The sequence below is a fragment of the Pseudomonas sp. F1_0610 genome, assembly GCF_047470865.1.
In the GTDB taxonomy this organism is placed as follows: Bacteria; Pseudomonadota; Gammaproteobacteria; order Pseudomonadales; family Pseudomonadaceae; genus JAZDRH01.
The window spans coordinates 1-23,355 of the sequence record NZ_JAZDRH010000025.1 but is presented as its reverse complement, the minus strand read 5'-3'; the positions used below and the strand labels follow the sequence as shown (position 1 = coordinate 23,355).

Below are 23,355 nucleotides of genomic sequence, written 5' to 3'. Positions count from 1 at the left end.
ACTCACATCAGAGTGCCGAGATTATGGATAGTTTACAAGTACTACTTAATTCGCACTGATAAATTACTTAAGCATTTTTACAGGGGCTGCTTGGTTGTCAAAACTACATAAAACTGTTCGACCTTTACCATCAACCAGCATGCCTTCTTGCTGTTCATCTTTTAATAAAACAATGTTATCACGACAGGTTGCATACACCTCACGCCCTGCTAAAGGTGCAGCAGCGCGCGGGTTTTCAGCATTGATTATTTTAATCATTGTGAAATTACGCAATTCAAGCGCATCTTCAGGTTTTGCAAAGTGTAAATAACCGTAGTACCCCAGTACTGCTACTGTTGCAATAACAGTACCAATCGCAGTAGCAATTAGTGGTAATGGCTCAATTTCTTTCTTCATTGCTCATTCCTATCAGATTTAAAAATGCCCCGCTAAAAGCGAGGCATTGTTCATTTGCTCCTACATATTAGTGCTCTGGGCGCATATGTGGGAATAAGATGACATCACGAATTGATGGTGAGTCTGTTAACAACATAACTAAACGATCAATTCCAATACCTTCGCCAGCTGTAGGTGGCATACCGTACTCTAACGCTCGAATAAAGTCTGCATCATAATGCATGGCTTCATCGTCACCTGCGTCCTTCTCTGCCACTTGCGCCATAAAGCGTTCAGCTTGGTCTTGTGCATCGTTTAGCTCAGAATAAGCATTCGCGATTTCACGCCCACCAATGAACAACTCAAAACGATCAGTCACACTTGGGTCTTGATCATTACGACGCGCTAATGGCGACACCTCAAACGGATAACGAGTAATAAAGGTTGGCTGTTCTAGCTGATGTTCCACCAACTCTTCGAAAATCATTACCTGTAATTTCCCTAGGCCTTCATAGCCTAGAACTTTAGCGCCAGCCTTTTTCGCAATCGCACGCGCCTGTTCAATATCAGCCAATTGCTCAGCAGTAACATCGGTGTATTTTAAAATAGAGTCATACACTGACAAACGCTGGAATGCTTGACCAAAATGGAACACTTTACCCTGGTAAGGTACATCAGTTGTCCCTAGTACTGCTTGCGCTAACTCACGGAATAGCTCTTCTGTTAAGTCCATGTTGTCTTCATAGTCAGCATAGGCTTGGTAGAATTCAAGCATGGTAAATTCTGGGTTATGACGCGTAGAAACGCCTTCATTACGGAAGTTGCGGTTAATTTCAAACACTCGCTCAAAACCACCTACCACCAAACGCTTAAGGAATAACTCAGGCGCAATACGTAAGAACATAGGCAGATCCAACGCATTATGATGAGTTTCAAAAGGTTTTGCTGCCGCACCACCCGCCAAGGTTTGCAGCATAGGTGTTTCTACTTCTAAGAAGCGACGCTCAGCCAAGAAACGACGAATATGCGCAATAACCTGTGAACGAACGCGAAAAGTATCACGGGCTTGATCATTGACAATTAAATCAACATAACGCTGACGATAACGCTGCTCTGTATCTGTTAGTCCATGGTGCTTGTCAGGTAATGGACGTAATGATTTGGTGAGTAACTGCACCTTTTCCAGATGCACATATAAATCACCTTTACCAGAACGCGCCATGTAACCTTCAGCACCAATAATATCGCCTAAGTCCCATGTTTTAATAGCTTCTAAGGTTTCAGCAGGAAGTGCTTTACGGTCAACATAAACTTGCAAACGACCAGTCATGTCTTGAATAACCATAAAAGCACCACGGTTTAACATGATGCGTCCAGCCACCTTCACCGGGAATTTCTTTTCTGCTAATGCTTCCTTAGTGTCGTCAGCAAATTGCTTTTGTAGATCACCACAATAGTGATCACGACGGAAATCATTAGGGAAGGCATTGCCCTGTTTTCGCACTTCGTCAAGCTTCTCTTTACGTTGTGCAATCAGGTTATTTTCTTCCTCTTGTAATTCACTCGGATTTAGCGGTTGTTCGCTCATGGTCTTAGTGTTTCCACAGTTAAAAGTTCATGCTGCAAAGCAGCGAAAGTACAGCTAAAGCAACAGCTAACATTAGAGCCCTTGCTTTAAGCTTGCCTCAAGAAAGTCATTGAGGTCGCCATCTAGTACTGCATCGCAGTTACTAGTTTCTACACTGGTACGTAAATCTTTAATACGTGCTGAGTCCAGCACATAAGAACGAATTTGATGCCCCCAGCCAATATCAGACTTAGAATCCTCTAGCGCCTGCGAAGCCTCACTGCGTTTTTGTATCTCTAACTCGTAAAGTTTTGCCCGCAACATTTTCATTGCGGTATCACGGTTAGCGTGTTGTGAGCGCTCATTCTGGCAAGACACCACGGTATTGGTTGGAATATGCGTAATACGCACCGCTGAATCTGTGGTGTTAACGTGCTGGCCACCCGCACCTGATGAACGATAGGTGTCGACACGTAAATCAGCTGGGTTAATATCAATTTCGATATTGTCATCAATTTCAGGTGAGATAAACACTGCTGTAAAAGACGTATGACGGCGGTTACCCGAATCAAATGGGCTTTTTCGTACGAGGCGGTGTACACCTGTTTCTGTACGTAACCAACCATAAGCATACTCACCTTTGATATGTAAGGTAGCGCCTTTAATGCCAGCAACCTCGCCATCGGAAATTTCCATTACTGTGGCTTCAAAACCATTTTGGTCAGCCCAGCGTAAATACATACGCAGCAACATATTGGCCCAGTCTTGTGCTTCTGTACCACCAGAGCCTGCTTGAATATCCAGATAAGCATTGTTTGCATCCATTTCGCCACTAAACATACGACGAAACTCTAGCTTGGCTAACTCATCTTCTAAACGCTGCAAATCTGCTTGGACTTCAGCCAATGTGGCCTCGTCTTCTTCCTCATTGGCTAATTCCAATAGATCATTGGCATCTACCAAACCATTTTGCAAATCATCCAAAGTTTCTACAATTTGAGCCAATGTAGAACGCTCGCGCCCCAGATTTTGTGCATATTCTGGATTATTCCAGATAGCTGGGTCTTCTAACTCGCGCTCAACTTCTACTAAACGCTCACTTTTACTATCGTAGTCAAAGATACCCCCGAATTACCTGAGTGCGTTCGGTAAGGTCTTTGATAGTGTTAACAATCGGATTGATTTCCATAACGGTTTATTCTCTCGAATAATTTAAAGCTGAAAAGGAGAAATTATAACTGATTTCCCCAGAGTTTGGCAGCAAGTACAAAAAGTTCAATAAAATCAGACAGCTTCAATATGTTTTACTAATAACTGCAAAGACGTATTATCTCTAAAGGTATTAATATCTAGGCTATAAGCCAAAAGCACTTGTCGTACGTTAGGATTCGGCCATTGGTTAAGATCCACATTAAAGGCAATGGCATCAAGTAACTGTCCATCGGTTTTTTTGACTACTAATTTTAGGTGTTTCTCACCCACAATACGCTGGTTAACCACGTCAAAGGTGCCATGAAACAGTGGTTCTGGGAATTGCTGCCCCCATGGCCCTGCTTGCTTTAAAGCTTCAGCAATACGCATATCAATTTCTTCAGGCAATAATTCGCCATCCGTTAATAGATTGCCTGCTAAGTCTGCTTCTGTAAGTTGTTGCCTTACCGCTTGATCAAATGCCTGAGAAAATGCTTCGTAATGTGCTTCTGGTAAGGACAAGCCAGCCGCCATAGCATGGCCGCCAAATTTAGTAATCAAGCCTGTATTGGCGGTTGCAATTTGGTCCAGCGCATCACGTATATGAAAACCATTAACCGAGCGAGCTGAGCCTTTTAGGCTGCCATTTTCAGTTTTAGTAAATACAATAACAGGCCGGTGATAGCGTTCTTTTAAGCGGGACGCAACAATTCCAACCACACCTTCATGCCAATCTGGATTGTATAAACATAAACCATAAGGGATATGGTCTAATTCTAGATTCTTCAAATCATTCAAGGCTTCGCGCTGCATGCCCTGCTCAATAGCTTGCCGATCAGCATTAAGGCTATGCAGCTCCTGCGCATAGTCAAGCGCTAAAGCTTCGTCATTACACAGCAGGCATTCAATGCCTATGCTCATATCCTCTAAACGCCCTGCTGCATTTAGGCGTGGGCCTAAAATAAAGCCTAAATCCATAGAGGATACGCGCTCAGCTTGTTTATTCGCCACTTGTAATAAGCCCCGCAACCCAGGACGAGCACGTCCTGCACGAATACGGTTAATGCCTTGATGTACCAAAATACGATTATTCGCATCCAGCGGCACCACATCAGCTACAGTGCCCAGTGCGACCAAATCCAGCAGTTCTGCCAGATTAGGTTCTTTAATGTTTTTCTCTACAAAATAATGACTGTTGCGCAACTCGGCCCTTAATGCTAACAGCAGATAAAACATGACGCCCACACCCGCTAACGCCTTGCTTGGGAAAGGGCAACCGGGCTGGTTAGGATTAACGATAGCGTCAGCAGCTGGCAACTGTTCACCTGGTAGGTGGTGATCAGTAATAATCACTTCCAGCCCCGCTTGCTTGGCATGATAAACACCTTCAACACTTGAAATGCCGTTGTCTACTGTAAGTAATACCTGCGGTACTGGTTGGCGTTGCAAAGCCACTTGTACAATTTCAGGTGATAGACCATAGCCATATTCAAAACGGTTAGGAACAAGATAGTCCAGTTGGGTAGCACCTAACATCTGCAAGCCTAAAATACCTACACTGGTAGCTGTGGCTCCATCGGCATCAAAATCGCCCACAATTAAAATACGCTTATTGTCTAAGATGGCTTTTTTTAGCAGTACAACAGCTTGATCAATCCCTTTTAGTAAATGTGGCGGCTGCAAAAAAGCTAAGCCTTTTTCTAACTCAGCAGCATATTTTACGCCTCGCGCAGCATATAACCGTGTTAACAAGCTGGATGATAAGCCCAGCTCTGGCAACTCAATGGGTAGATCTCGTTGTTGAATCTGCATTAATTCTCTCGCTCACCTATTAACCATTCAAGTTCAACTGTGTGCTGGGCATGTTCATCTGTGATAAAAAAAGTGCCCTCACTGAGCATCACAGTCCAATTTATGGAACGCGTCATTTGTTCTGTTATAGGAGCTAGTGCTGCAGAGTCAAGGCATAGAATGCTGAGATTTTTAATATCACGTGCATTCTCAACCACCTTACTTAACCATGCTTTATTAACACCGTAAGCAAACACGCTAACTTGCTCAGCACGACGTGAACACCATACCAAACGATCATGGTCAGGCAAGCCAACTTCAATCCAATGCAATACCCGCCCATCAAGACTTTTTACCCACACAGCGGGCTCATCAACATTAGACAGTCCACGGCCAAATTCGATATCAGGTGCATTCCATAAAATACGCGACAACAGGCGCACTGCTAAGCGTTCATGTGTCTCTGAAGGGTGACGTGCCATGGTAAAACGTAAGGTATCGTAGTCATTACGATCCATATCGCTAAGGTTCACTTCCACTTTATAAGGCGTTGATTGTAGTGCCATTTCTCTTCCTATACGAACCAATAAAAAAGGCGCTACGGCAGATACGTAGCGCCTTTTAATCACTGTTTATAGCTTAGCGCAAATCTTCAAGGTAGTTGATAAAATCCTTGTAGAACATTTTGGCGCTGACTTCATAGCCTTTTCCCGTAAAATGAATCAAGTCATTAGATACCAAGCCATTTGCATTCCATGGCAGCATTTGGCAGTCACCGCCCATAGCTTGCTGCCAATCCCAATATAAAAGTTTTTCAACTTGTGCCACTTCTTTTTGTGCTTGGCGCATCTCTTTATATTTTTCTGGCTGAGTACTGTTACAAACGGCTGTAGCTGGACGTTTTTTATCTACAGTATCTGGCGCACCCAACAGTACAATAACCGCTTTAGGCGCAGCTTGACGTACCTGTTTGATCCCATCATGCAGCATGTTTTTCATATCTTTAATATCTAAATCTGGATTAAAGGCTTCGTTTGTACCATAAGCAATAATCACCACATCAGGGCTGGTGTGACGCAACTGATCAGTCCAGTTTTTCTGCCATTTAAACCACACACTTTGACGTAAGCCATTGGCGCCAATGGGTGAGACTAATACGCCCTTATTATTAGTTTTTTCTAACCAAATACCGCCTAACAATGGCGCATTTCGGGTTAATGCTTCAATAGTAAATGGAAGCTTTACCTTAGCATGGGCAAGCGCCCAATCTTTGTCAGAGCGAGAGATATGTAATTTGACCTTGCGCCCTGTACCATCGGTTAAGCCTAAAGGCGCTGGGCTACCACGCAACCAAAAACTGACTTTATATTCGTCGGTACTTTCTTCGCGCAAGTCAATAGTGATTCGAGCGCCCGCTCTATCTGCAGTCGCAATATAACCACCCATAGGAAAAATTAAGCTGGTTTCTGCACGACTCGAAGTTAAGGTCCAGCCTTTACTTTCAAAGCTAACCAGTTTGTGCCCTTGCCCGCGCACATTCATTGGCGTTATCCAGCCAATGCCAGCATTGCCATACTCTTGCTGTAATTGCTCACGCAAAGGACCGGTAAAGGTATCCGATGCTGTATGTGAGTCGCCAAACTGAATAATATTAATACGTCCATTTTCAGGTAATTTACCATTTTTCAAACGGCGTAGCTGGCGGGCTAAATGTTTTACATTTGGCTCACCAAAATCCTGTAAGTGCCCTATTTCTGGAACAGCTTTCGTTTCAGTTTTACTTGCTGTGTTTTCTGCCGCCTGTACTTCACAGCTGGTAGAAGTACAAGCACAACCTGTCAGCACTAAAAACACAGCTAAGAAAGATAACCGAAAGGTATGTTTGAATTTATTTTTCATGGGTTTGCTCAGCCAAGTTATCAATAACTTGTACTTCTGGTTCCACTTCAATTAACGACAAAATAGTTTCGGACACTAATCGCTGGCCTGTTGGAGTGAAGTGAATACCATCATCCACTCGCACCTTCATATTACGTCCATTGATCTGTACAAAGTTAACGAACTTATCATCTTTACTGCCTAAAACATCACGCGTTGCACGATAAAGTACTTTTGCAGCTAAAGCTTCGCTTTTATACAATTCATTGAGGTAGTGCATATCCTCATTGAGTTTTTTGCGCTTCATATTAGGTGCGCCTAACCAAATAACCTGAGCATTATGTTTTTGGGCAATCTCTATCAAGCTACGAATGCGTGAGCGATAGACCTCTTCCCATTCTTGCGACTTAAATTTCATGTAAGGCTGGCCCTTGCCTTGCGAAAACGCCCAAGGATCGTTAGGCCCTAAATACACTACCATCAGACGAATATCATCATAGGCTTGAAAGGTTTCTTCAACGACTTTTGGCCAGTTAAAATAATTAGGATAAGCCAACCCCGTACTTTGTTTACTTAAATCCAAACCTTCTATGCCGTATTCTTTATATAGCGTGCGCTTAGCAAAAGGCGCTACGCCTTGCATTAAGGAGTCCCCCACATAGAATACGCGGTCACCTTTACGCAAAATCACCTGACCTTTTGCATTTAACCGTGCTTTACTCTCAGCTGTTTGTGCTAGCTCAGGCTGTAGTGCTTTAGGTTCTGGCGTTGTATTATCAAGCTTTGGCGTTTGCTGATCTACAACACATTGACATTTTTCCTCAGCGTTAGGAGCTGGCCCTGCTTCCACTTCTTTTTCAATTACTGAGATCAAAACATTTTCACCCACAATTGGCTTGTTAAACCAAACATGGTTAATGGCATCCATATTGTTGCGATCAAACTGTGCCAACTGATCTGCTGTAGCTTGTTTTTGCTGGATAGCCTGAGTATTTAAGTCACCACCCAACTGCCAAGCTTTGTGCTGCTCCCAGTGTTCAATAGGGGATTCTTGATGATAGGCCTGTTGCCAATAGAGATTGACTGAGTCATGCATCAGCCAAAGCGCCAGCACACTAGATAAAACCAATACATAAAGTGTTTTTAAAATATTGTACATGACTGGCCTCCTAGAAATTCGCATAAATAAAACCAGGAATACCAGCAGGTGCTAAGGTAATTAGCCCCCACGCAATCAGCACAACTAAAATAGGTTGAACTACCCATGGAGTTCGCTGTAACAAGCAGGTTAATCCATTAGGCAATTTGGCTAAGAGAGGATAGAGACGCCATAAGATAAAGAAGCCAGCCAAATACCATGGTGCATTAAACTGTAAAGGAATTTGTAGATTACTACCTAATGCGGTTAAGAATTCTAAGCTGCCTTCCCAGGTTGGACTGCGAAAGAAAATCCATGCAAAACAAACATACTGCACTGTTATGAAGCCAGCCAATAATGGCAATTTATTGGTTAACGCATTACGCCCAAAATATTGATCGGCCACATTTAATAGTACGACGCCAAAGCCATGAATAGCGCCCCATAAAATAAAGTTATAGCTCGCACCATGCCATAAGCCAGAGATCAACATCGCCAGCATTAGGTTTATTTGTGTACGGGTAAAACCATCACGGTTGCCGCCCAAAGGAATGTAGATATAATCGCGAATCCAGGTGGATAAACTGATATGCCAACGCTGCCAAAAATCACGTAAGTTGTTCGCTAAATAAGGCGCATTAAAGTTAACAGGCAATTTAAAACCTAGCAGTAGAGCAACGCCAGTGACTAAGTCGGTATAGCCTGAAAAGTTCAAAAACAACTGTAAAGCATAGGCATATAAACCCAATAAAACATCTAATGAATTATATTCTAATGGGTTGGCAAACACAGGGTTTGCCCAAGTATCGGCCAAGAACGCACTGAGCCAATACACTTTAGCAATACCTAAGAGAATTAATACATAGGCTCTAGCTGATTGCTCCAAATTACGTGGTTGATCTGGCAAAATTTGTGGTAACAAATGCTGCGCGCGGTTAATAGGCCCAGCCACTACGCTCGGGAAAAATGCAAGATATAAGGCATAGGTCGGTAACGAAACGGGTTGCAGTTTATTCTTGTATAAATCAACCAAATAACTAACTGAATGGAAAGTATAAAAAGATATACCTAATGGAATTAAAATCTCCATACCTGGTAGCAACACATCTAGCCCCAGACCAGTTAATACTGACTGTACGCTGGAGCGGAAAAAATCAAAATATTTAAAGACGGCTAGATTAATCACCGCAGCCAGCATGGCAAATATCAGCCAACGCTTGCTCGCTTGGCGCCAAATAAGCAAAGACATTACATAAGTAAAAAGTGTATAGCCTGCAATAGCTGCTGCTGCATACCAACTAAAACTCGCTAAAATGCCATAGCTGGCAATTAGTAATAATCCATTTTGCAGCCGCGGGAATGGACGAACACTCCAATACAGTGCAAAAAACAGCACAAAACATAGTGCGAATTCGACCGATAAAAAACTCACTGCAATAATTCCCTAACTCTATCTTTTAGATATCATCTATTTCAATTGGCGTTAACTAATTTGGGGACAGCTAAGTACAAATGCGCCTAGTATCGTACAAATTAAATTATTTTTTTATCGAATACATCTTACAAAATAACTCTGTCGCAAGCTCACAGTAGGCACCTGACACTAGGAACAACTTAGCTACCAGAGCAACAAGAGTTATTATGCAAAAAGGCTTAAGCAATTGCTTAAGCCTTTTTATTAGCCACTAAACTATTGGTTTTAATGGTTTTACGCGATATTGCTCAGGTATTTGCTCAATTCCCTTGACGGTGACATCAAGGTTTTTCCACAAACCATCTTTAATACCGTAGATACAACCATAGACAGATAGTTTCTGTCCGCGTAACCACGCATTTTGTACTATGGTGGTACGACTAACACTATGGACTTGAGTTATCACATTGAGTTCACATAAACGATCAACCCGCTCTTCCTCATTAGTGATTTTCATCAATTCATCATAATGGGCATAGTAGGTATCTCGGATATTACGTAACCAGCCGTCAATCAAACCCAACTGGTCATTTTGCATAGAGGCTTTAACTCCCCCACAACCATAATGACCAGTGACTAAAATATGGCGAACTTTGAGTACGTCTACGGCATATTGCAACACGGATAGACAGTTCAGGTCTGTATGTAAAACTACGTTACCCACATTACGGTGAACAAAGATATCACCAGGTAACATACCGACAATTTCGTTAGCAGGAACGCGCGCATCAGAACATCCGATCCATAGAAATTCTGGTGTTTGCTGCTTAGCGAGTTTTTCGAAAAAATCAGGCTGTTCTCTTTTAACAGACTCAGACCACGCAACGTTGTTATCAAACAACTGTTTTAATTCAGGCATTTTTTCCTCAGCTATAAGCCAAACACTGTTGGAACCTTATTTTGACTTTTATATTTTGATTTAAGTCACTTTTTTTCACAAGCCTAGCCGAGCGGACACACCATAATAATGGCATCTTCTTGCCCATTGGCCGCAGGGTAATAATTTTTACGGCGCCCTATTTCATTAAAACCATAATGCTCATACAGCTTATAAGCTGCTGTGTTAGAAGCTCTTAACTCAAGAAAACAATCCACACAACCACGCTCATAACTACGCTGCATTAAAAAGTCTAGTAGTTGATAACCAAAGCCTTGACCCTGCTGCTCGACATCTACAGCAATGTTTAATAAATGCGCTTCATCTACTACCTTGCTAATAACACCATGCCCCACATGCTTGCCTGCCACTTCTAACACCCAGCATTCATAGGAAGTTAATGCATCTTGATAGAGTTTAAGGCTCCACGGGTGTGAAAACGCTTGTTTCTCAATGGCCAACACCTGATGTAAATCGCTTTCCAACATAGGACGTATATGTGAATGCTCACTTGGCATACTACTCACTCCACACTTGCCAGTTTGCCTGCATGCTACGCCAGATATCGGCTTTACGAAGCGGCTCATCTAAAATTAATTCCAGACTTGGTAAGGCCCAAACAGCACCTAGTTCTGCATGTTGTTGTAACTGATAATAATGCTGTTCATCTAGCTCAGCCGCAAAACGCATCGCATTGCGCCCTAGCAACCAGATGCAATCTGCTGGCTGCTTTTGCAACTCAACCTTTAACAAATATTGCACAGCTTCTGTGGCTACTTGCGCATTTTGAGTGGCTGCTAAATTACCTGTCGTCAGCATTGGCCAAACAATAGGCTCATTGCGCACTAACATAGGTGCAGAGTCAAGGCGCGCAGCACGCAGCATATCCAGCAATAATCGATAGTCGGGGTCAGAATGCTGATAGCCTTCTGATGTACGCAAGTCAATTAATAACAAACAGCGACCAGCGCGCATTAGCTGCAAAGCAAATCGCGGAATAGGTTGCTTAGTCTGCTGTGTTTGCTCGTTAATGCTGGATTCAGTAGCTTTTGCTATTTCAACGGCACTATGTTTTTTTTCAACTGGCTCTGCTAACTGTTGTTTTAAGTCGGTAAGTGCTACTTTGGGTGCCTGTATTTTTTGCTTAACAGGCTGATTAGCAAGCGTTTTGTCTTCCTGGGCAGAGGAAGCCTTGTTTACTTGCGTAACACTAGGTACAGGTGCAGGCTCAAAATCTAGCACCAAAGCTTGAGAAGCACCAGCAAAAGGCAAGGCTTGACGTGGTAGCCATAGGTCAACTTGCATGGCTTTAAGCATTGCCCGCCGTCTAGTTTCGTAATCGTATAAACTTTGCTCGCTCACTGGCTTATCCATTACGCAAATAAATAAAAGCGTTAGTTTACGTGATCATTCAGTTTTTTGCTGAGTGCTTTTTAACTAGCGAGCAGTACATCGCAAGGAGGATGGGCAAGAAAATAAGTTGCTAGACTACCTAATAAAACATCTGCCATTAAACCACGCCCTCGCCGCCCCAGTGCCAATAACTCTGGTTGCTGCTGTTGTAATACCCTATTCAAACAATTGGCTAATTCGCCATGCAATACCTGGGCTATCACCTTGGCGTGTGAGGATTTAACTTGACGCAGCTCATCGTCAATCAATTGCTGCAACAAACTAAATTCCCATTCTTTATCCTCTGTGCTGGCGTCACCATGTACTTCCGCCCCTTCTGCAACATTAATGGCGTGTAATTCACCTTGTACATCCATTAACTGTATTGCCGTTATAAAGGCCTTGCAGGCACATTTGGAGAAATCCAAAGGCGCAAGCCCACGCATATAAGGCTGAGGAGTATTGTTAACAGCTAGCAATGTAGGCACTTTAGATTGCTGTAAAACACGCTCTAAGGTCGTGCCCTGAAAGCCTGAAGGCGAATCTTGGTGGTGATCACCTAGTACTAGCAAATCAACTGCATAGGCTTTGCTAATCGCCACCATTACATCACTTGGTTTTCCCTGTTTGAGAAGGATTTTTGCATGTTCTAGCCCATTGTTAGGCAGCTGCTGGCGAAAAGACTGCTCATCTATTAGGTCAGTATCCTGTACATGCAAAATAGTAAGCTGTGCCTGATGCTGTTTTGCTAATTGCGCTGCGCGCAACAAGGCAATATCCGCTGCGGTGGTTAGGTCATGAGCAATTAAGATATGTTTAAACATTACCACTATCCTTTTTTACAGGCACAAAAAAGCTCGGCAAGTATAGCCTGCCGAGCTTTTGAATACCTTACTTCGCAGCCGCTAATGCTTGTTCAAGATCAGCAATAATGTCATCAATATGCTCAATACCTATAGATAAACGAATAAGGTCACTACTTACACCTGCTTTTTTCAACTCTTCTTCATTTAATTGGCGATGCGTGGTTGAGGCTGGATGGCAAGCCAGTGATTTGGCATCACCAATATTGACCAAGCGATAAATCATTTTTAACGCATCAATAAACTTAGCACCGGCTTGCTGGCCACCTTTAATACCAAAACATAAAATAGCAGAAGGCTTGCCCGCAAAGTACTTAACTGCCAAGGCATGTTCTGGGTGATTTTCTAAGCCCGCATATTGTACCCAAGCTACTTGCGCATGATTCTCTAAAAACTGCGCGACTTTCTGCGCGTTCTCACAGTGACGCTCCATACGTAAGGCTAAAGTTTCTAAGCCTTGTAAAATCATAAAGGCGTTAAATGGCGACAGTGCCGCTCCCATGTTACGCAATGGCACAACACGACAGCGGGCAATAAAGGCTGCCGCGCCAAAGTGCTCGGTATAGTTGACACCATGATATGACACGTCTGGCGTGTTCAGTAATGGGAAACGCTCTTTATGCTCAGCCCACGGGAATTTTCCTGAGTCTACTACCATACCTGCAATAGTAGTGCCATGACCGCCCATGTATTTAGTCAGCGAGTGCACAACAATATCTGCACCATGCTCGATTGGTCGGCACAAATTTGGCGTAGCTACAGTGTTATCGACAATTAACGGAACGCCATGACGATGTGCTGCTGCCGCTAAAGCTTCAATATCAACTAAGTTGCCTGCGGGATTACCAATACTTTCACAGTAAATTGCTTTAGTTTTACTATCAATTAAAGCTTCAAGCCCTGCTATATCATCATGCGATGCAAAGCGCACTTCCAATCCTTGGCGCGGGAACGTATGCGCAAACAGGTTGTAAGTGCCACCATATAACTTAGCCACGGACACAATATTATCACCAGCTTCAGCTATGGTTTGAATAGCGGCAGTAATAGCTGCCATTCCAGAGGCGAATGCGACCCCAGCAATACCACTTTCTAAAGCAGCTACACGTTTTTCTAGAATATCCGTTGTCGGATTCATGATCCGAGTGTAAATATTACCTGGTACTTTTAGATCAAATAAGTCCGCACCATGTTGCGTATCTTCAAAGGTATAGGAAGTAGTTTGGTAAATAGGAATAGCGGCAGAACGAGTAGTAGGATCAGACTCATAACCGGCATGAATAGCAATTGTTTCTGGCTTCATGGTGCATCCTTAAGCAAAAAATAGAATAAAGCATGCCTAGCTCATCTGTTATAGGTCAAGCATTCTAATGGCTATTTTTATGACCGTATGAATAGCATTCAGTAACAGCTTGAAATATATTCATACACAAGACAACACTGGCGACTAAGATACCAGCAAAGTATTTAGTTTTAGCCTGCTTATATGGAAATTTCCAATGCCATTTCGTTACATCCTTAAGCAATTTCTACTGCCCCCAGGTTGCTTTATTTTATTATTGATTGCCGCCTTTGTATTTCGTAAACGTTTCCCTAGACTCTCGGCAGCATCTTTTATGTTGTCTATTATCGGTTTATGGGTTATGAGCATGCCAATACTCACTGAGAAACTCGGACAGCATCTTGAGAACCAGCCCGCCCTCGCCAAATCAGAATGGGCAAGACTCGCTGACAAAGCTGACGCCATCGTTATTTTAGGCGCTGGTCGTGAAGTGGAGAATCCTGCATGGGGCTACACGGATCAAGTGTCATTGCACGCCAGTCAGCGCGTGCGTTTTGCCGCCCACCTAGCAAAAGTTTCAGGCTTACCTGTGCTCACCACCGGCGGTCTGCATTTCGGCACTAAGCCACCCAGCGAAGCTAAACTAATGGCTGACATGCTAAAAGCTGACTTCAATATAGACGCTAAATGGCTAGAAGAAAAAAGCACTACAACATGGGAAAATGCCACTATGAGTGCTGACATTTTGCGCTCACAAGGTATCCAGCGTATCGTACTGGTGACTCAAGCGTGGCATATGCAACGCGCACGCTGGAGTTTTGAAGCACAAGGTTTTGAAGTAATTCCAGCGCCTACTAGTTTTTACGGCGTAGCCAATATGCGCCCAGCAGGTGGCTATCTACCTGAAGCCCATGCTTTTTGGCAAAATACACAACTGATTAACGAATGGGTTGGCTTAATTGCTTACCCTTTAGCGTACAAAACGCAAGAAAATAACTGAACTACTGCTTAGTGTTTCCCTATCTTGTGTTTGCTCATGTATGCTAGGGCAACTTAAAAACTTTAGGTGGTAGCAAATCTATGCTGCCCTCAATTTACCTACTTTATTAGCCGAATAGTCATGCAAGAACAGTATCAACCAGCCGAGGTCGAAGCCGCCGCACAGGCGCATTGGAAAGAAAAAAAATCTTTCGAGGTTAAAGAAGACAGCAGTAAAGAACCTTACTACTGCCTCTCTATGTTCCCTTACCCAAGCGGTCGACTGCACATGGGGCACGTCCGTAATTACACCATTGGTGACGTACTCTCTCGCTATCAACGTATGCTCGGTAAAAATGTATTACAACCTATGGGTTGGGATGCCTTTGGGATGCCAGCGGAAAACGCCGCTATTCAGCATAAAGTAGCGCCTGCTGAGTGGACTTACAAAAACATGGCATACATGAAAGAGCAATTTAACCGTTTAGGTTTAGCTCTGGATTGGACGCGTGAAGTGGCGACCTGCAAGCCTGACTACTATCGTTGGGAACAGTTTTTGTTCACTCGTTTATTCAAGCGCGGCATTATTTATAAAAAATTAGGTACAGTTAACTGGGACCCTGTTGATCAAACCGTACTGGCTAATGAGCAGGTAATTGATGGTCGCGGCTGGCGTTCAGATGCGTTAGTAGAAAAACGCGAAATCCCAATGTACTACTTTAAAATTACCGCCTATGCTGAAGAACTACTTAATAGTTTAGATACACTTTCAGGTTGGCCTGAACAAGTTAAAACCATGCAGCGTAACTGGATTGGTAAAAGTTACGGTGCCGATATTGTTTTTGACTATGATGTTGAGTCTACTGGCATTGAAGGACAGCTTAAAGTTTACTCTACTCGCCCAGATACCTTAATGGGCGCAACCTATGTTGCGGTTGCCGCTGAGCATCCTTTGGCGCAACGTGCGGCTGAAAGCAATCCAGAATTAGCCAGCTTCATTACTGAATGCAAAGCAGGGTCTGTAGCAGAAGCGGATATGGCCACTATGGAGAAAAAAGGTGTTGCCACTGGGCAGTACGTTATTCATCCATTAAATGGTAAAAAACTACCTGTATTTATCGCAAACTATGTGCTTTGGGGTTATGGCGAAGGCGCTGTCATGGCCGTTCCTGCACACGATGAACGTGACTTTGAATTTGCTAATAAATACAGCCTACCTATAGTTCAAGTATATCGCCCTGAAAACGGCGAAGATAACTTCTCTAGCCATACATGGCAGGATTGGTACAGCCAAAAAGAAGGTCTTGTTACGGTTAACTGCGAGCAATACAACGGATTAAGGTTCCAAGACGCCTTTGACCGTATTGTCAGCGACTTAGAAAATACAAACAGCGGTTCACGTAAAACTCAATTCCGTCTACGGGACTGGGGTATCAGTCGCCAGCGTTACTGGGGCTGCCCTATCCCTATTATTCACTGTCCAAGCTGTGGTGATGTGCCAGTACCCGAAGACCAGTTACCTGTAGTCCTTCCGGAAAATGTCATTCCTGATGGCAGTGGCAACCCACTCAATAAAATGCCTGAATTCTATCAGTGCCAATGCCCTGAGTGTGGTGCTGATGCACGTCGTGAAACCGACACTATGGATACCTTTGTTGAGTCTTCATGGTATTACGCACGTTATGCCTCAGCACAATGCACTACCAGTCTTGTCGATAAAGAAGCTGCTAACTATTGGTTACCTGTTAACCAATATATTGGTGGTATTGAACACGCTATTCTGCACTTGTTATATGCACGTTTCTTCCACAAACTAATGCGTGATGAAGGCTTAGTAGAAGGCGATGAACCCTTTACCAACTTACTAACACAAGGCATGGTTGTAGCAGATACCTATTATCGTCTTGATGAAAGTGGAAAACGTACTTGGTATAACCCAGCTGAAGTAGAAATTGAAGCCGATAGCAAAGGTAAGATTGTGGCGGCTAAATTGATTGCTGACGGCCTGCCAGTTGTTGTTGGCGGTACGGAAAAGATGTCTAAGTCGAAAAATAACGGCGTAGATCCTCAGCAAATGATTCAGCAGTTTGGTGCCGATACTTGCCGTTTATTTATGATGTTTGCAGCACCTCCAGAGCAAAGCTTAGAGTGGTCAGATTCAGGAGTAGAAGGCTCTAACCGCTTCTTACGCCGTGTTTGGCGCCTAGCTCAGCGTCATGTAAGCCAAGGTTTACCACCTGCATTAGATACCAATAATCTAACTGCTGAGCAAAAAGAAATTCGCCGAGCCACCCATGCAGCCATCAAACAAGCCAGCACAGATATTGGACAGTTCCGCAAATTCAATACCGCTATTGCACAAACCATGAGCCTTATGAATGTCTTAGAAAAAGCGCCTTTTGCTACTGAGCAAGAGCGTGCGCTAATTCAAGAAGGCTTAGAAGCTATTGCGTTAATCTTAGCGCCTATTACACCACATATTTGCCACAGTATTTGGCATGAGTTAGGGCATACTACAGACATTATTGATGCGCCTTGGCCTTGCGCTGACGAATCAGCATTAGTGCAAGATACTCTAACACTTGTGGTACAGGTAAACGGTAAGCTACGCGGCCAAATTGACGTGCCAGCTCAAGCTTCACGCGAGGAAGTAGAAGCAGCAGCACGTGCCAATGAAAACGTACAACGCTTCACTGAAGGCGTAACAATACGTAAAGTGATTGTCGTACCGGGCAAACTAGTTAATATTGTTGCTAACTAACATCATTTAAACCTGCAGGTTTAAGGACCTAAGCCTGCTCTGAGGAACTAACATGCTAAAACGCACCATTGCCCTGCTTAGTTTTACCTTATTACTTAGCGCTTGCGGCTTCCAACTGCGCGGCACAGGCGATATTAAGTTTGCCTTACACGAAATCAACGTGGAAGGTCGCGATATGTTAAGCCCACTCGCTAAAGATGTAGTTAAGCGCATTGAAGCCAACAAAGTACAGGTAACACCTAATGCCACCTACACCTTGTACTTAGGCCGTGAAGAAAGCTCACAGTATATTGCAAGTAAAACAGCTGGCTCGCGCAGTGCTGAGTACACTATTGTATCTGCACTAAATTACGAGATTTATGGCCCTAACAAGCTACCATTGTTGGTAGACAAGGTTGAGTTAGAACGTACTTATGCTTATGACTCAAATAACATTTCAGGCTCAGATGAAGAACGTCGTGTCTTGGCTGAAGAAATGCGCTATGACTTAGTAACACAACTAGCTATGCGCTTACAGTTAATCACACCAGAGCAACTAGATCGCATGGAGCGTCAGGCTGAGCAAAAAGCTCAAGCCGAGAAAGAAGCTTATGAGCGCGCGCAAGAAATGCGCCGCCAACAAGTAGCTCCGCAGCAATCACCTATTCAATTCCCTTAAGCTGTTATAACTAGGCTGCAAACGCAGCCTAGTTTGCCTTATGAAACTTTATCCAAATAAATTAAAAAGCAGCCTAAAGCAGCTACTGCCCATCTATGTTGTCAGTGGTGATGATCCTTTCCTCTGCCAAGAGGCTTGCGATCTAATTCGTGCTACCGCCAAACAGCAAGGACATGATGAGCGTGAAATTTTTTATGCTGATCGTAATTTTGACTGGGGGCAATTTTACCAAGCAAGTGCTAGCTTATCGCTTTTTGCCCAGAAAAAAGTAATTGAATTACGCCTAAGCTCAAGCAAACTCACCGATCAAGGTGTAAAAACCTTAATCGAATATGCTCAGCAGCCTGCGCCTGATACGTTATTACTTATTAGCCTGCCTAAACTTGATGGCAGCACGCTAAAAAGCAAATGGGCAAAAGCCTTGTTAGACAGCCCAGATTGTGGCTTTATGCAGATCTATCCTGTTGACAGTAAAGAGCTACCTCAATGGATTATGCAACGCTTAACTGAGCAAGGCTTGTCAGCAGATGCACAAGCTATTGACTTAATTGTTACCCGCGTAGAAGGTAACTTACTGGCTGCTGTTCAAGAAATTGAAAAGCTAAAACTCCTTAGCAATAAAAGCCATTTAGACATTGATACTGTCCAAGCTTGCATTGCCGATAGCGCACGTTACGATGTATTTACCTTAGTCGATGCTGCACTTAATGGCGAAGCCCAGCGCAGCTTAAAAATTTTAGCAGGCCTTCGTGCTGAAGGCATGGATACACCTATTATTTTATGGGCACTGAGCCGAGATATTCGCCAGCTAGCTCAGCTCAGTAATAGTTACAGCCAAGGTATTCCAACTGATAAATTACTGACTAAGATTTGGCCGCAAGCACGCAAACCTTTATTTGCCAAAGCCTTATCACGCCATAGCAGTGAACAGTGGCAACGCATGCTAAGCTTAGCGCAACTTATTGATGAGCAAGGGAAAGGGCAAGCCATAGGGGATCCTTGGATTAGCCTTAACAGCCTAGTGTTAGAGCTCTGTGCACTTCCCCTATTTCGTCACTCAACGTATTAATGCATTGGATGGATGTTAGCCATGCAAAAACCTATTTCCCGCCCTATTGTTCTTTGTCTTTCTGGACATGATCCAGTTGGCGGTGCCGGCACTCAAGCCGACATCGAAGCTATTAGTGCCCAAGGCTGTCATGCCGCTGTCGCCGTCACTGCTTTAACTGTGCAGGACACAGTAGATGTGAGTGGTTTTCGATTAGTAGATACCGACTGGGTAATGGCTCAAGCACAAGCTATTATTAATGACCTACCTGTTAGTGCGATTAAGCTAGGCATGTTAGGCTCACTGGAAATGGTTGACTGCATTGTCGAAATCGCCAAGCAGTTACCCAATATCCCATTAATTTGCGACCCTGTATTACGTGCAGGTGGTGGCGGTTCGTTGGGACCTGACGATGTAGGCTATGCCATGCGTGAAAAAATCATGCCGCTAGCTAGGTTAATTACACCTAATCTGCCTGAAGCTCGAATTCTAGCAGAACTTGCAGAAGGCTCTGCCGACCAATGCGCCCAAGTTCTCTTAAAATACTGTCCTAATGTGCTTATTACAGGCGGGCATGGTGATCAAGCACAAGTCCATAATCGCTTATATTGCCAAGATGGTAGCTTGCATGATTTTACCTGCCCAAGATTGCCTGGCGAATATCATGGTTCAGGCTGCACCTTAGCCAGCACTCTAGCTGCACGCTTAGCCTTAGGTGAAGAGCTGAGCAGCGCAGTTAACAGCGCACTCGATTATACTTGGCGCTGTTTGCGCGATGCCGAAGCACCTGGACGTGGACAATATATTCCTCGCCGCTTACCCTTGGATTACTGTAATTAATGAGCATCTCCATTCAAGGCCTGTACGCCATTACAGACAGCCAATTACTGCAAGATCGCTTACTCAGCTACTGCGAGGCAGCGCTAAAAGGTGGTGTGCAACTATTGCAATATCGTGATAAAGGCACTGATCACGAACAACGCTACCGTGAAGCCAGTGAGTTAGCACTGTTATGCAATAAATATAATGCGCAACTTATTATTAATGATGACTTAATATTAGCCTGTAAAATAGCTAATGTTGGTCTCCATCTTGGGCAGAAGGATGGCAGTCTAATTCAAGCCCGTGACATGTTAGGGAAACAGGCAATTATTGGAGCCACTTGTCACGCCAGTTTGGACCTCGCATATACGGCCAAAGCGCAAGGCGCATCTTACCTTGCCTTTGGTCGTTTTTTTCCTTCTCAAACTAAACCTGATGCCCCCAGCGCTAATATTGACTTATTAACGCAAGCTAAAGCCCAATTTGCGCTACCCTTAGTAGCCATTGGCGGCATTACACTCCAGAATGCACCTAGTTTAATCAGCCAAGGCGCTAATGCGCTGGCAGTAATACACGCACTTTTTGCACAACCAACAGCAGCTCAGGTACAACACTGTGCTGAACAGTTTTCCTTGTTATTTCCTGCTTGATTGTACAAAGCCAATTTGAGGTCATTATGTCACGCTCACAAAGCTTATTTGAAAATGCCCAACAACATATTCCTGGTGGTGTTAACTCACCTGTACGTGCATTTAAAGGCGTAGGCGGCACCCCGCTCTTTATCAAGCACGCCAAAGGCGCTTATATTACTGATGAAGACAACAAGCAATATGTTGACTACGTTGGCTCATGGGGCCCAATGATTCTAGGTCATAGCCACCCGCAAGTAATTGATGCTGTACGCCAACAGTTAGAGCATGGTCTATCTTATGGCGCACCTACTGAACTAGAAGTACAAATGGCAGACCTCGTTTGCTCGCTGGTTCCTTCAATGGAAATGGTACGCATGGTCAGCTCGGGTACTGAGGCTACCATGAGTGCTATTCGTCTTGCTCGTGGCTATACCAAACGCGACACCATAGTTAAATTTGAAGGCTGCTACCATGGGCACTCCGACAGTTTACTAGTGAAAGCAGGTTCAGGCGCACTCACATTAGGTGTACCTAGCTCACCTGGCGTACCAGCTGCTTTTGCACAGCACACCATCACTTTGCCCTACAATGATTTAGACGCCGTAAAACAATGCTTTGCGCAAGTGGGCGAGCAAATTGCCTGTATCATTGTCGAACCTGTGGCAGGTAATATGAACTGCGTACCGCCAGTACCAGGCTTTTTACAAGGTTTGCGTGAGGTTTGCGATCAATACCAATCACTCTTAATTGTTGACGAAGTGATGACTGGCTTTCGCGTTGCTCTAGGTGGAGCTCAAGCGCTTTATGGCATCACACCTGATATTTCGACATTTGGTAAAATTATTGGCGGCGGTATGCCTGTAGGTTGCTTCGGTGGTAAACGTGAAGTAATGGAATACATCGCGCCCTTAGGTCCTGTTTATCAAGCAGGTACACTTTCAGGCAACCCACTTGCCATGGCGGCAGGCATTACCACTTTAAAACTGATCAACCAGCCGAACTTTCATAGCGCCATTGAAAAATACACCACTGCACTACTCAAAGGCTTACAAGAACGTGCTGATGCCGCAGGCATTGCCTTCACCACCACCCAAGCAGGCGCGGCCATGTTTGGTTTATATTTCAATGAGAAAAAAGATATCACCTGCTTTGCCGATGTGATGAACAGCGATGCCGAACGCTTTGGTAAATTCTTCCACCTTATGTTAGAGAATGGCGTTTACTTAGCCCCAAGTGCTTTTGAAGCCGCCTTTACTAACGCTGCAATGGGCGAAAAAGAATTAAAAATCACTCTTGATGCCGCAGAAAAAGCCTTTAAACAGCTTAAGTAACTTGTTCTAGCTCAGACCTGATCTGACAGTTACCTATTTTTCTGGTGCCTCTGTCAGATTAGATTTGAGCCAGTCAACTTTAACGCTATTTCTTGTATTTTTCGCGCTTTATATTGACTGATATAGGCCATCTTTGTTTTCTTCTACCAAAATCATAAAATCGATATACAAAGAAACGATTTCATCCTTGGCGTTAACACCCCAAAATGCAGGATACGCGCCGTCACCGAAACCACTAGGCGTAATAAGACAGTCATTAGTAACTGCCAAAGAAACTAACTGTGGTTGCGCCAAGTTACACCAATCCGTAAATATTTGCTCTTTTTGCAAACACCTAAGTTTAAGTAAGCTATTCACATCAAAAATCGCTAAATTACCCGCATCGACTCCATACACGCCATTACCTTTTGCTGTGTTGGCCGCATACCATTTAACGGGCTGTTCTTGTGGATTAAATCTGATGCGAACACCTGCTACTCGGTTATAAATCATAACCGCCTGCACTGGATAATTACCCGCTTTTACTTTTCTATGTAACGGCTGAAAATTATAAATATCATACGCAAAATCTAAAATACCAAGAACACCTGTGGCTACTTGCAATCTTCCAAGCTCTTTTAATACAGTTAAACCTTTACTCTGCGCAGATAACATGTTGGGGATATTAATTTTTCGATCATTCTGAAAAAGCGTATTTTCATTTAAATCAATATGATCTTCTCTGGCTAAAAATGGCGCGTCAGGATGGCTCATTGCTAGAATAGAAACATGCTCTTTAGGATTAATAGCAAGGCTTTTTGGTGGGCGTAATAATTCAAGAATGGTCGATATCCTCCAACCTTGTTCTGCATTAAATGTAAGTTCCCACACATGATAATCAGTTGTTTTTAATGTCTCATCATATGTTTCAGTAAAAACTTGAGCAGATTCTCCCTGAATTTCGCATTCGGTTATTTTTGCTAAATGGGGATCAAAATCAGCTTTAAAACCAAATGACCTAGAGGTTCCTGAGTCGCTGCCTTCCACAAAATGCAGATCATCTACTTCAGCTATCAAAGCTCCCCAATAGTCGAAATCAACATTATCACCCATCTCATCTTGAACTTTTGACCATTGCTTATACCAGTGCGTAATATAAGCATTTACTCTTTGTTCAGGTGTATTCATGCAATGCCTTTAGTATTATTTAGTCAGCTTCAATTCTATTAGTGTAGTGAATTATCTAATAATGTAGATAACCGCCCTAAGGGACTGAATATTTTAACATAGCTAAACCACTCAGCACCCTAATTAGTAT

Annotated in this window: 21 protein-coding genes; 7 read left to right on the top strand and 14 right to left on the bottom strand. The window is 43.6% G+C overall.

Annotation, left to right across the window (positions count from 1 at the left end):
- Positions 1-63: 63 nt before the first annotated feature.
- From VQ643_RS12730 to VQ643_RS12670, 13 genes are all read right to left on the bottom strand, one after another.
- A complete protein-coding gene (locus VQ643_RS12730; protein WP_414200182.1) occupies positions 64-396 on the bottom strand; it encodes a hypothetical protein in 333 nt (110 codons plus the stop codon).
- Positions 397-463: 67 nt separating this feature from the next.
- Positions 464-1,963, bottom strand: a complete 1,500-nt coding sequence (gene lysS, locus VQ643_RS12725; RefSeq protein WP_414200181.1) for a lysine--tRNA ligase — start codon at positions 1,961-1,963, stop codon at positions 464-466.
- A gap of 72 nt (positions 1,964-2,035) precedes the next feature.
- A protein-coding gene (prfB, locus tag VQ643_RS12720) for a peptide chain release factor 2 (protein ID WP_414200180.1) occupies positions 2,036-3,131 on the bottom strand; the annotation gives its coding sequence in 2 pieces (ribosomal slippage) (positions 2,036-3,058 and positions 3,060-3,131; 1,095 coding nt in all).
- Positions 3,132-3,226: 95 nt separating this feature from the next.
- On the bottom strand, positions 3,227-4,945 hold the full coding sequence (gene recJ, locus VQ643_RS12715; RefSeq protein WP_414200179.1) for a single-stranded-DNA-specific exonuclease RecJ: 1,719 nt from the start codon (positions 4,943-4,945) through the stop codon (positions 3,227-3,229).
- A complete protein-coding gene (locus VQ643_RS12710; protein ID WP_414200178.1) occupies positions 4,945-5,490 on the bottom strand; it encodes a YaeQ family protein in 546 nt (181 codons plus the stop codon). Before VQ643_RS12710 ends, recJ begins: the two co-directional genes overlap by 1 nt.
- A 73-nt stretch (positions 5,491-5,563) precedes the next feature.
- Positions 5,564-6,823: a GDSL-type esterase/lipase family protein gene (locus VQ643_RS12705; protein WP_414200177.1), complete on the bottom strand. Its 1,260-nt coding sequence runs from the start codon at positions 6,821-6,823 to the stop codon at positions 5,564-5,566.
- Positions 6,813-7,961 carry a DUF459 domain-containing protein gene (locus tag VQ643_RS12700; RefSeq protein ID WP_414200176.1) on the bottom strand — a complete coding sequence of 383 codons (1,149 nt, stop codon included), beginning with the start codon at positions 7,959-7,961 and terminating at the stop codon, positions 6,813-6,815. The genes VQ643_RS12705 and VQ643_RS12700 overlap by 11 nt, the downstream gene beginning before the upstream one ends.
- 10 nt (positions 7,962-7,971) lie before the next feature.
- Positions 7,972-9,372 carry an MBOAT family O-acyltransferase gene (locus tag VQ643_RS12695; RefSeq protein WP_414200175.1) on the bottom strand — a complete coding sequence of 467 codons (1,401 nt, stop codon included), beginning with the start codon at positions 9,370-9,372 and terminating at the stop codon, positions 7,972-7,974.
- A gap of 253 nt (positions 9,373-9,625) precedes the next feature.
- Complete coding sequence (can, locus tag VQ643_RS12690; protein WP_414200174.1) at positions 9,626-10,273, bottom strand: carbonate dehydratase; 648 nt, start codon at positions 10,271-10,273, stop codon at positions 9,626-9,628.
- Between the two features lie 83 nt (positions 10,274-10,356).
- Positions 10,357-10,809, bottom strand: a complete 453-nt coding sequence (gene rimI, locus VQ643_RS12685) for a ribosomal protein S18-alanine N-acetyltransferase (RefSeq protein ID WP_414200173.1) — start codon at positions 10,807-10,809, stop codon at positions 10,357-10,359.
- 1 nt (position 10,810) lies between these two features.
- Entirely contained in the window at positions 10,811-11,653 is an 843-nt protein-coding gene (locus tag VQ643_RS12680; protein WP_414200172.1) for an energy transducer TonB, read from the bottom strand.
- 71 nt (positions 11,654-11,724) lie between these two features.
- On the bottom strand, positions 11,725-12,507 hold the full coding sequence (locus VQ643_RS12675; RefSeq protein ID WP_414200171.1) for a universal stress protein: 783 nt from the start codon (positions 12,505-12,507) through the stop codon (positions 11,725-11,727).
- A gap of 67 nt (positions 12,508-12,574) precedes the next feature.
- The gene (locus VQ643_RS12670; protein WP_414200170.1) at positions 12,575-13,849 is read right to left on the bottom strand and encodes a bifunctional O-acetylhomoserine aminocarboxypropyltransferase/cysteine synthase; all 1,275 of its coding nucleotides are present in this window, start codon (positions 13,847-13,849) and stop codon (positions 12,575-12,577) included.
- Between the two features lie 196 nt (positions 13,850-14,045).
- Here VQ643_RS12670 and VQ643_RS12665 point away from each other — a divergent pair, with 196 nt between their 5' ends.
- The 7 genes from VQ643_RS12665 (at position 14,046) to hemL (ending at position 22,058) form a co-directional block, all read left to right on the top strand.
- A complete protein-coding gene (locus VQ643_RS12665; protein WP_414200169.1) occupies positions 14,046-14,828 on the top strand; it encodes a YdcF family protein in 783 nt (260 codons plus the stop codon).
- 120 nt (positions 14,829-14,948) lie between these two features.
- A complete protein-coding gene (leuS, locus tag VQ643_RS12660; protein WP_414200168.1) occupies positions 14,949-17,567 on the top strand; it encodes a leucine--tRNA ligase in 2,619 nt (872 codons plus the stop codon).
- A gap of 52 nt (positions 17,568-17,619) precedes the next feature.
- On the top strand, positions 17,620-18,225 hold the full coding sequence (gene lptE / locus VQ643_RS12655; protein ID WP_414200167.1) for an LPS assembly lipoprotein LptE: 606 nt from the start codon (positions 17,620-17,622) through the stop codon (positions 18,223-18,225).
- A gap of 40 nt (positions 18,226-18,265) precedes the next feature.
- A complete protein-coding gene (holA, locus tag VQ643_RS12650) occupies positions 18,266-19,294 on the top strand; it encodes a DNA polymerase III subunit delta (protein WP_414200166.1) in 1,029 nt (342 codons plus the stop codon).
- 21 nt (positions 19,295-19,315) lie between these two features.
- On the top strand, positions 19,316-20,113 hold the full coding sequence (locus tag VQ643_RS12645; RefSeq protein WP_414200164.1) for a hydroxymethylpyrimidine/phosphomethylpyrimidine kinase: 798 nt from the start codon (positions 19,316-19,318) through the stop codon (positions 20,111-20,113).
- Positions 20,113-20,745 carry a thiamine phosphate synthase gene (gene thiE, locus VQ643_RS12640; protein WP_414200163.1) on the top strand — a complete coding sequence of 211 codons (633 nt, stop codon included), beginning with the start codon at positions 20,113-20,115 and terminating at the stop codon, positions 20,743-20,745. Before VQ643_RS12645 ends, thiE begins: the two co-directional genes overlap by 1 nt.
- 26 nt (positions 20,746-20,771) lie before the next feature.
- Positions 20,772-22,058 carry a glutamate-1-semialdehyde 2,1-aminomutase gene (gene hemL, locus VQ643_RS12635; protein WP_414200162.1) on the top strand — a complete coding sequence of 429 codons (1,287 nt, stop codon included), beginning with the start codon at positions 20,772-20,774 and terminating at the stop codon, positions 22,056-22,058.
- Positions 22,059-22,166: 108 nt separating this feature from the next.
- Here the strand turns inward: hemL and VQ643_RS12630 are convergent, their stop codons facing one another.
- Entirely contained in the window at positions 22,167-23,225 is a 1,059-nt protein-coding gene (locus VQ643_RS12630; RefSeq protein WP_414200161.1) for a DUF4241 domain-containing protein, read from the bottom strand.
- Positions 23,226-23,355: the final 130 nt, after the last annotated feature.

Coding starts and splice junctions, on each gene's coding strand:
- VQ643_RS12730 (WP_414200182.1), bottom strand. CDS start 396: ATGAAGAAAGAAATTGAGCCATTACCACTAATTGCTACTGCGATTGGT.
- lysS (WP_414200181.1), bottom strand. CDS start 1,963: ATGAGCGAACAACCGCTAAATCCGAGTGAATTACAAGAGGAAGAAAAT.
- recJ (WP_414200179.1), bottom strand. CDS start 4,945: ATGCAGATTCAACAACGAGATCTACCCATTGAGTTGCCAGAGCTGGGC.
- VQ643_RS12710 (WP_414200178.1), bottom strand. CDS start 5,490: ATGGCACTACAATCAACGCCTTATAAAGTGGAAGTGAACCTTAGCGAT.
- VQ643_RS12705 (WP_414200177.1), bottom strand. CDS start 6,823: ATGAAAAATAAATTCAAACATACCTTTCGGTTATCTTTCTTAGCTGTG.
- VQ643_RS12700 (WP_414200176.1), bottom strand. CDS start 7,961: ATGTACAATATTTTAAAAACACTTTATGTATTGGTTTTATCTAGTGTG.
- can (WP_414200174.1), bottom strand. CDS start 10,273: ATGCCTGAATTAAAACAGTTGTTTGATAACAACGTTGCGTGGTCTGAG.
- rimI (WP_414200173.1), bottom strand. CDS start 10,809: ATGCCAAGTGAGCATTCACATATACGTCCTATGTTGGAAAGCGATTTA.
- VQ643_RS12675 (WP_414200171.1), bottom strand. CDS start 12,507: ATGTTTAAACATATCTTAATTGCTCATGACCTAACCACCGCAGCGGAT.
- VQ643_RS12670 (WP_414200170.1), bottom strand. CDS start 13,849: ATGAAGCCAGAAACAATTGCTATTCATGCCGGTTATGAGTCTGATCCT.
- VQ643_RS12665 (WP_414200169.1), top strand. CDS start 14,046: ATGCCATTTCGTTACATCCTTAAGCAATTTCTACTGCCCCCAGGTTGC.
- leuS (WP_414200168.1), top strand. CDS start 14,949: ATGCAAGAACAGTATCAACCAGCCGAGGTCGAAGCCGCCGCACAGGCG.
- lptE (WP_414200167.1), top strand. CDS start 17,620: ATGCTAAAACGCACCATTGCCCTGCTTAGTTTTACCTTATTACTTAGC.
- holA (WP_414200166.1), top strand. CDS start 18,266: ATGAAACTTTATCCAAATAAATTAAAAAGCAGCCTAAAGCAGCTACTG.
- VQ643_RS12645 (WP_414200164.1), top strand. CDS start 19,316: ATGCAAAAACCTATTTCCCGCCCTATTGTTCTTTGTCTTTCTGGACAT.
- thiE (WP_414200163.1), top strand. CDS start 20,113: ATGAGCATCTCCATTCAAGGCCTGTACGCCATTACAGACAGCCAATTA.
- hemL (WP_414200162.1), top strand. CDS start 20,772: ATGTCACGCTCACAAAGCTTATTTGAAAATGCCCAACAACATATTCCT.
- VQ643_RS12630 (WP_414200161.1), bottom strand. CDS start 23,225: ATGAATACACCTGAACAAAGAGTAAATGCTTATATTACGCACTGGTAT.